This is a genomic window from Roseisolibacter sp. H3M3-2, assembly GCF_029211165.1.
GTDB lineage: Bacteria > Gemmatimonadota > Gemmatimonadetes > Gemmatimonadales > Gemmatimonadaceae > Roseisolibacter.
This window is the reverse complement of sequence record NZ_JARGEK010000011.1, coordinates 25534-33853: the sequence shown is the minus strand read 5'-3', so window position 1 is coordinate 33853 and position 8320 is coordinate 25534. Positions and strand designations below refer to the sequence as shown.

General features: G+C 74.7%; 5 protein-coding genes. 3 read left to right on the top strand and 2 right to left on the bottom strand.

Features of this window, described 5'->3' with window-relative positions; all coding sequences use genetic code 11:
- Positions 1 to 374: 374 nt before the first annotated feature.
- Positions 375 to 3161, bottom strand: a complete 2787-nt coding sequence (gene acnA, locus PYV61_RS02280) for an aconitate hydratase AcnA (RefSeq protein ID WP_275827883.1) — start codon at positions 3159 to 3161, stop codon at positions 375 to 377.
- A gap of 220 nt (positions 3162 to 3381) precedes the next feature.
- On the opposite strand from acnA, the gene PYV61_RS02275 reads away from it, so the two are divergent.
- Both PYV61_RS02275 and PYV61_RS02270 read left to right on the top strand, forming a co-directional pair.
- Complete coding sequence (locus PYV61_RS02275; RefSeq protein WP_275827881.1) at positions 3382 to 5835, top strand: ABC transporter permease; 2454 nt, start codon at positions 3382 to 3384, stop codon at positions 5833 to 5835.
- 58 nt (positions 5836 to 5893) lie between these two features.
- Positions 5894 to 6937 (top strand): M20/M25/M40 family metallo-hydrolase, encoded by a 1044-nt coding sequence (locus tag PYV61_RS02270; RefSeq protein ID WP_275827879.1) that lies wholly within the window; start codon positions 5894 to 5896, stop codon positions 6935 to 6937.
- A 28-nt stretch (positions 6938 to 6965) separates the two neighbouring features.
- Here the strand turns inward: PYV61_RS02270 and PYV61_RS02265 are convergent, their stop codons facing one another.
- On the bottom strand, positions 6966 to 7325 hold the full coding sequence (locus PYV61_RS02265) for a hypothetical protein (protein WP_275827877.1): 360 nt from the start codon (positions 7323 to 7325) through the stop codon (positions 6966 to 6968).
- A 154-nt stretch (positions 7326 to 7479) separates the two neighbouring features.
- Here PYV61_RS02265 and PYV61_RS02260 point away from each other — a divergent pair, with 154 nt between their 5' ends.
- Entirely contained in the window at positions 7480 to 8319 is an 840-nt protein-coding gene (locus PYV61_RS02260; RefSeq protein WP_275827875.1) for a PEP-CTERM sorting domain-containing protein, read from the top strand.
- The last annotated feature ends 1 nt before the right edge of the window (position 8320 follow it).

Genomic DNA, 8320 nt, shown 5'->3' with positions numbered 1-8320 from the left:
AGCGATGCCGCCCCGAGCCCTTCACCTCGCTACAGCGCGCCGTGATCTGCTCTAGGGAAAGGCCATCTCGTGCGGCGGGGTGCGGGAGCCGCCTCCGGCGCCGGGATGATCGCTGGCGCGATCATAGCGGCGCCTGCGCCGGCCCCCGCGCCCCGCCGCCCGGGCATTGATGGAGGGATGGGACCAGCGTGCGCGCTGGGGTGCACGGCGGGAGCGGCGTGGGGGCATTCCGGGCGAGCCTATGACGGCGCAGCCGTCATCCGCGAGTCCCGGGGTGCCCCCACACCGCGCCCGCGGCGGGATAATCGCAAACGAGAGAACGCCCGCCCGGTCATCGCGACCGGGCGGGCGTTCTCATGCTCTTCCCCAAAAAACTACTTCTTCCCCACCAGCGACCGCAGCACGTACGGCAGGATCCCGCCGTGCTTGTAGTAGCTCAGCTCCTCGGGCGTGTCGATGCGCGCGAGCACCTCGAACTGCTTCACGCTCCCGTCGGCCGCCGTCGCCTTCACGGTGAGCTTGGCGCGCGGCCGCAGCGTCGCCTCGGAGAGGCCGACCACCTCGAATGTCTCGAAGCCGGTGAGCGCGAGCGACTGGCGCGTGTCGCCGTTCGTGAACTCGCACGGCAGCACGCCCATCCCGACCAGGTTCGAGCGGTGGATGCGCTCGAAGCTCTCGGCGATCACCGCGCGCACGCCGAGCAGCACCGTCCCCTTGGCCGCCCAGTCGCGGCTGGAGCCGGTGCCGTACTCCTTGCCGGCGAGGATCACGAGCGGCGTGCCGTCCTGCTGGTACTGCATCGCCGCGTCGAAGATCGACACCACGTCGCCGCCCGGCTGCGTCGTCGTGACGCCGCCCTCCGTGCCCGGCACCAGCTCGTTGCGCAGGCGGATGTTGGCGAAGGTGCCGCGCATCATCACCTCGTGGTGCCCGCGGCGGGCGCCGTACGAGTTGAAGTCGCGCGTCTTCACGCCGTGCGCGATCAGCCACTTCCCCGCCGGGCTGGCCGCCGCGATGTTGCCGGCCGGCGAGATGTGGTCGGTGGTGATCGAGTCGCCGAACATGCCGAGCACGCGCGCGCCGGCGATCGGCTTCACCCCGGGCGCCTCCATCGTCATCCCCTCGAAGTACGGCGGGTTGGCGACGTAGGTGGACTGCGGGTCCCACGCGTACGTGTCGCCCTTCGGCACGTCGAGGGCGCGCCACTGCTCGTCGCCCTCGAAGACGTTCGCGTACTGCTTGGCGAACATCTCCCCCTTCACGCTCGAGAGGATCGTGTCCTCGATCTCCTGCGGCGACGGCCAGATGTCGCGCAGGAACACCGGCCCGTCGGCGCCGACGCCGAGCGGCTCGCGCTCCAGGTCGATGTCCATGCGGCCGGCCAGCGCGTAGGCCACCACGAGCATCGGGCTCGCGAGGTAGTTGAACCGGGTGTGCGGGTTGACGCGCCCCTCGAAGTTGCGGTTCCCCGACAGCACCGCGCTCACGACGAGCTTGCCCTTCTCGACCGCGGCGGCGATCGGCTCGGGGAGCGGCCCCGAGTTGCCGATGCACGTCATGCAGCCGTAGCCGGCGAGGGCGAACCCGATCGCGTCGAGGTCCTCCATCACGCCCGCCTTCTCGTAGTAGTCGGTCACCACCCGCGAGCCCGGGGACAGCGTCGTCTTGACCCACGGCTTGCTGGCGAGCCCCTTCCGCCGCGCGTTGCGCGCCAGCAGCCCGGCGCCGAGCATGACGCTCGGGTTGGACGTGTTGGTGCAGCTGGTGATGGCGGCGATGACGACGGCGCCGTGCTTGAGCAGGAACTTGGCGCCGTTGTACTCGACCTCGACCCCATCCGGCTCCTGCTCGGCGACCGCGGTCGCGACCACGGCCGGCGACAGCTCGGGCGACGCGCTGACCTTGTGCGTGCTCGCGATCTCGGCCTTCGCCGCGACCGTCCCCGCCTTGGCCAGCGTCTCCTGCAGGTCGGCGTCGAACTTCGCCTTGCTCTCGCGCAGCGGGATGCGGTCCTGCGGGCGGCGCGGGCCGGCCATCGACGGCACCACCGTCGACAGGTCCAGCTCCAGCGTGTCCGTGTACTCCGGGTCCGCCGTCTCGTCGGTGCGGAAGAGCCCCTGCGCCTTCGTGTACGCCTCGACGAGGGCGATCTGCTCCTCGCTGCGCCCCGTGAGGCGCAGGTACTTGAGCGTCTCCGCGTCGACCGGGAAGAAGCCCATCGTCGCGCCGTACTCGGGCGCCATGTTGGCGATCGTCGCGCGGTCGGCCAGCGACAGCCCCGAGAGGCCGGGGCCGAAGTACTCGACGAACTTGCCGACGACCTTCTTCTTGCGGAGCATCTCGGTGCAGGTCAGCACCAGGTCGGTGGCCGTCGCGCCGACCGGCAGGCGCCCGACGAGCTTGAAGCCCACCACCTCGGGGACGAGCATCGACGTCGGCTGGCCGAGCATCGCCGCCTCGGCCTCGATCCCGCCGACGCCCCAGCCGAACACGCCGAGTCCGTTGACCATCGTCGTGTGCGAGTCGGTGCCGACCAGCGAGTCGGGGTAGGCGATCGTCTCGCCGTCCTCGTCCTTCGTGAACACCACGCGCGCCAGGTACTCGAGGTTCACCTGGTGGCAGATGCCGGTGCCCGGCGGCACCGCGGAGAAGTTCGAGAACGCGTCCTGCCCCCAGCGCAGGAAGCGGTAGCGCTCCTGGTTCCGCTCGTACTCGAACGACACGTTCTGCAGGAACGCCTCGGGCGTCCCGTACTCGTCGGCCTGCACCGAGTGGTCGATGACCAGGTCGACCGGCTGCAGCGGGTTGATGCGCTGCGGGTCGCCGCCGAGCTTCGTGATCGCGTCGCGCATCGCGGCGAGGTCCACGACGCAGGGGACGCCGGTGAAGTCCTGGAGGAGGACGCGCGCCGGGCGGTAGGCGACCTCCTTCTCCTGCGGGGCCTTCACGTCCCACTTCGCGAGGGCCTCCACGTCGGCCGCCTTCACGAAGGCGCCGTCCTCGCCGCGCAGCAGGTTCTCGAGCAGGACCTTCAGCGAGAACGGGAGGCGGTCGAGGTTCCCCCCCGACCGCTCGCGGAGCGCGTCGAGGCGGAAGTACGTGTACGACCGGCCGCCGACCGTCAGGGTCGCCCGGCTGCCGAAGGTGTTGGGGTGCGTCATTGCGGGTGCTCGGTGATCGCGCCCGGCGGGGGCCTCGACCGCGGCCGTGACGCGAGGTTCGGAACGGAGCCGCTGCGGCGGATGAGCGAGGGCCGGCGCAGGCTGCGGGGCAATCTAGCGCGCCGGGGAGGGCGGGGGGCACGACCGGCGCGCAAACCATCGGCCCGGCGGCGCGGTCCAACCACGCGTCCCGACGGTCCGGTCCCCAGCCCAGTCGCGCATGCGCCTGCCGCCGCCCCCCGCCGCCCTGCCGCTCGCCCTGCGGCGGCTCCTCCGCACCCCCGGCTTCACCGTCGTCGTCCTGCTCACCCTGGCGCTCGGGATCGGCGCCAACACGGCCGTGTTCAGCGCGGTCGACGCCGCGCTCCTGCGCCCGCTCCCGTACCGCGAGGGGGAGCGGCTGGTCGTGGTCGACCACCTGTACCCGTCGCTCGACGGGCTGCAGGCCGGCGTGGGCGCGCCGACGCTGGTGGACGTGAAGGCGCGCGTCCGCCCCTTCGCGTCGACCGCGGTGCGCACGGGGTGGGGGCCCAACCTCACGGGGACCGGGGAGCCGGAGCGCCTGAGCGGCGCGCGGGTCTCGGGCGACTTCTTCCCCACCCTCGCCGTCCCGCCGGCCCTCGGCCGCGCCCTGCGGGCCGACGAGGACGCGCCCGGGCGCGAGCGCGTGGTGGTGCTGAGCGACGCCTTCTGGCGCCGGCGTTTCGGGGGCGACGCCGGCGTGGTCGGCCGCACGCTGCTGCTCGACGGCGAGCCGCACGAGGTCGTGGGCGTCATGCCCGCCGGCTTCCGCGACCCGCAGGACCGCGGGGTCGAGCTGTGGCGCCCGCTCGCGCTGGCGACCGAGGACTTCGCCGACAACCGGCGCACCAACGAGTACCTGTTCATGCTCGCCCGGCTGCGCCCCGGCGCGACCTTCGCCGACGCCGAGGGGGCGCTGCGCGCGCTCGGCGAGCAGCTCAAGCGCGACCACCCCGACAACTACCCGGCCGACTGGACCCTCGCCGCCACCTCGCTGCGCGACAAGGGGACCGGCGGCGTGCGCCCGGCGCTGCTCGTGCTGCTGGCGGCGGTCGGCTGCGTCCTGCTGATTGCCTGCGCCAACATCGCCGGGCTGCTGCTCGCGCGCGCGGCGTCGCGCACCCGCGAGCTGGCGCTCCGCACCGCGCTCGGCGCCGGGCGCACGCAGCTCCTGCGCCTGTACCTGAGCGAGGCGCTGCTGCTGGCCGCCATCGGCGGCGCGCTGGGGATCGTGGTGGCCGCGGTCGGCGTGCGCGCGCTCGGCGCCGCCGGCGCCGGCGGCCCGCTGGAGGGGGAGGTGCGCCTCGACGGCGCGGTGCTCGCCTTCGCGGCGCTGGTCACGCTGGCCACGGGGCTCGTGTTCGGCGTCGTCCCCGTCTTCCACCGCTCCACGGTCGCGCTGCGCGACGCGCTGTCGGAGGGGTCGCGCGGCGCCGCCGGCGACCGGAAGGGGCTGGCCGCGCGCCGCGTGCTGGTCGTCGCCGAGGTGGCGATCGCGCTCGTGCTGCTGGCGGGGGCCGGGCTGCTGCTGCGCAGCTTCGCGCGGGTGCAGGGCGTCGACCCGGGGTACCAGGCGCGCGGCGTGCTGACGGCGACGCTCGCGCTCCCCCAGGCGAAGTACGACACGCCGGAGCGGCAGCGCGCGTTCGTCGACGCGGCGCTGGCGCGCGTGCGCGCGATCCCGGGCGTGGTCGCGGTCGCGGCGACCAACGGCGTGCCGTACGGCCCCGGCGGCGGCACGCGGTCGTTCGGCGTCGAGGGGTACGAGGTCGCCGAGGGGCAGCCGAACCCGTGGGGCGACTACCGCCTCGTCAGCCCCGAGTACTTCCAGACGCTGCGCGTCCCGCTCAAGCGCGGGCGCACCTTCACCGAGCAGGACGGCCCCGACGCGCCGCGCGTCGCGATCGTCGACGAGGAGGCGGCGCGCCGCTACTGGAGGGGGCAGGACCCGATCGGCAAGCGCATCGCCTACGGCTTCGTCACCGACTCGGCCACCGGGCAGCAGACGCCGACGTGGGTCGAAGTGGTGGGCGTCGTCGGGCACGTGAAGTCCGAGGGGCTCGACGAGGACGCGCGCGTGCAGGTCTACCGGCCGATGCGCCAGCTCGCGGTCGGGATGCCGTCGCTGCTGGTCCGCACGTCGGGCGACCCGGAGCGGCTCCTCCCGTCGCTGCGCGCGGCCGTGCGCGACGTCGACCCGGCGCAGCCGATCTCGCAGGTGGCGACGCTCGACGCGCTGCTCGACCGCTCGGTGGGCTCGCGGCAGCTGGCGGTGGTGCTGCTGGCCGCCTTCGCCGGGATCGCGCTGCTGCTGGCGTCGGTCGGGCTGTACGGGCTGATGTCGCACGCCGTCGAGCAGCGCACGCGCGAGTTCGGCGTGCGCATGGCGCTCGGCGCGGCGCGCGGGCAGGTGCTGACGCTGGTGCTGCGGCAGGGGATGACGCTCGCCGCGGCCGGCACCGGGATCGGGCTCGCGGGGGCGTTCGCGCTCACGCGCCTCCTCCAGAGCCAGCTCTACGCGACGACGGCCACCGACCCGGCGACGTTCGTCGGCGCGGTGGCGCTGCTGCTCGGCGTGGCGCTGTGCGCGCTGCTCGTCCCGGCGCTGCGCGCGACGGGCGCCGAGCCGCTGCGCGCGCTGCGGCAGGAGTAGGGGGCGACGGCGGGGGCGCGCCGTTGCGGTCGGACGGCGCGCCCGTTTCGTTGCCGGCATGACCGACTTCGACCGGCTCGACCTCGCGGCCCCCGCGCTCGACCCCGTGCTGCTGGCGGCTCACCTGATGGCCGCCGACTCGACCAGCAACCGCGAGGCGCCGGCGGTCGACCGGATGGAGGCGGTGCTGCGCGCGCGCGGCTGGCGCGTCACGCGGGTGCCGGTGGCGCCGGGGCGCGACGACCTGTTCGCCGAGGGCGCGCTGCCCGCCGAGGTCACGCTGTCGACGCACCTCGACACGGTGCCGCCGTACCTGCCGCCGCGGCTGGAGGGCGGGCGGCTGCACGGGCGCGGCGCGTGCGACGCCAAGGGGATCGCGGCGGCGATGGTGTGCGCCGCCGAGCGGCTGCGCGACGCCGGCGTCCCGGTGGGGCTGCTGTTCGTGGTCGGCGAGGAGACGGCGCACGACGGCGCGCACGCCGCGAACGACGCGAAGGCGCGGCTCGCCCCGGGCAACCGCGCGCTGGTGAACGGCGAGCCCACCGAGAGCGTGCTCGGCGTCGGCACCAAGGGGGCGCTGCGCTTCACGCTGCGCACGGCGGGGCGCGCCGCGCACTCGGCCTACCCGCAGCTCGGCGACTCGGCGATCGCGCGCCTGGCGCGGCTGCTGATCGAGCTGGAGACGCTGGCGGTGCCGACCGACCCGGTGCTGGGCGCGACGACCATCAACGTCGGCTCGGTGACCGGCGGCGTGGCCGACAACGTGGTGGCGCCGTGGGCCGAGGCGCGCTGCATGGCGCGGCTGGTCACGAGCGCGGACGCGCTGCGCGCGGTGGTCGACGCGTGGGTCGGCGACCGCGCGACGGTCACGTACGGGACGACCGTGCCCGCGGTGCACCTGGCGACCGCGCCCGGCTTCCGCACCGACGTCGTCGCCTACGCCACCGACATCCCGGTGCTGGGGGCGTGGGGGCGGCCGTACCTGTTCGGCCCCGGCTCGATCCACGTCGCGCACACGGACCACGAGTACGTCGACGTGGACGAGCTGCGGGCGGCGGTGGACGCCTACGAGCGGCTGGCGCGCGCCGCCCTGGCGTCCTGACCGCGGGCGGGGCCCGGCGCCGGCCGGCTCAGCGCAGGTACTGGTAGAGCCCCACCAGCCCGACGACCGCGCCGCCGAAGGCCAGCGCGCCCCCGCCGCCGCCGCCCACGAGGATCCCGAGGACGACCGCGGCGCCGCCGACGATCATGAGCGCCTCGGGCTGGCCGAACCCCGGGCCGTTGCGCGGCGCGCGCTCCTCCTCCTGCTGCTGCAGCACCTCGCGCGCGGCGGCGGCGGCGTGCACGGGGGCGGCGCTCACGCCGGCGCGGGCGTTGGCGACCGTCGGCGCGGTCGCGGGCTCCGCGGCCGGGGCGGGGGCGGCGTGCTCCTGGGCGGCCGCCGGCGCGGCGGCGACGAGGAGGGCGAGGACGACGGAACGCAGGGACATGCGACACCTCGGCGATGGGTGGGGCATCGGGGACGGTCTCCGGCAGAGGAAAGTTGTGGGCCGCGCCGTCCGGACGGCGGATCCGCTTTCGTAAACGCATGGCGTCGCGCATGTTGGGGCACCGCAGCCGCCCCACCACGTGCCAGGAGACGTCATGCGTACGCTCCGTCGTGCCCTCGCGCTGCTCGCCCTCGCGCCGCTCGCCGCGTCCGCGCAGCTGGTGCGATCGGGCGCGGGCGACCTCGCCGCGGTGACCGCCGCGCGCGACCAGTTCCGCCTCGACCTGGGCGGCGGGACCGTCGCCGGCGCCAACGGCGCGTTCGGCGGGGTGCGACGCGAGATCAACTGGGACGGCGTGCCCGACGCCGCCGCGGCGCCCAACAGCCTGCCGGCGAACTTCTTCAACACGAACTCGCCGCGCGGCGTGGTGCTCTCCACGCCGGGCACCGGGTTCCAGGTCAGCGCGAACGCCGGCGTCGCGCCGATCGAGTTCGACAACCTCGACCCGTCCTACTCGGCGACGTTCCAGCCCTTCTCCGCGCAGCGTCTCTTCACGGCGCTCGGGAGCAACGTCGTCGACGTCGAGTTCCTCGCCCCCGGCACGGCCACGCCCGCGCTGACGCGCGGCTTCGGCGCCGTGTTCTCCGACGTCGACCTGGCGAACCTCACGTCGATCCAGTTCTTCGACGCGGCGCTGAACTCGCTCGGCACCTTCTTCGTGCCGAACGTCGTGGGCGCGAACCCGTCGTTCTCCTTCCTCGGCGTCTCGTTCGCGGAGGCCGCCGTGCGGCGCGTGCGGATCACGAGCGGCACCGCCGCCCTCGGGGCCGGGGTGACCGAGAACCTGGCCCTGCAGCGCGACCTCGTCGTGATGGACGACTTCCTCTACGGCGAGCCGGGCGCGGCGGCCGTGGTCCCCGAGCCGGCGACGGTCGCGCTGACCGCGACCGGGCTCCTGCTGCTGGCCGGCGCGGCGCGGCGGCGCCGCGCCTGAC

Coding starts and splice junctions, on each gene's coding strand:
- acnA (WP_275827883.1), bottom strand. CDS start 3,161: ATGACGCACCCCAACACCTTCGGCAGCCGGGCGACCCTGACGGTCGGC.
- PYV61_RS02275 (WP_275827881.1), top strand. CDS start 3,382: ATGCGCCTGCCGCCGCCCCCCGCCGCCCTGCCGCTCGCCCTGCGGCGG.
- PYV61_RS02270 (WP_275827879.1), top strand. CDS start 5,894: ATGACCGACTTCGACCGGCTCGACCTCGCGGCCCCCGCGCTCGACCCC.
- PYV61_RS02265 (WP_275827877.1), bottom strand. CDS start 7,325: ATGTCCCTGCGTTCCGTCGTCCTCGCCCTCCTCGTCGCCGCCGCGCCG.
- PYV61_RS02260 (WP_275827875.1), top strand. CDS start 7,480: ATGCGTACGCTCCGTCGTGCCCTCGCGCTGCTCGCCCTCGCGCCGCTC.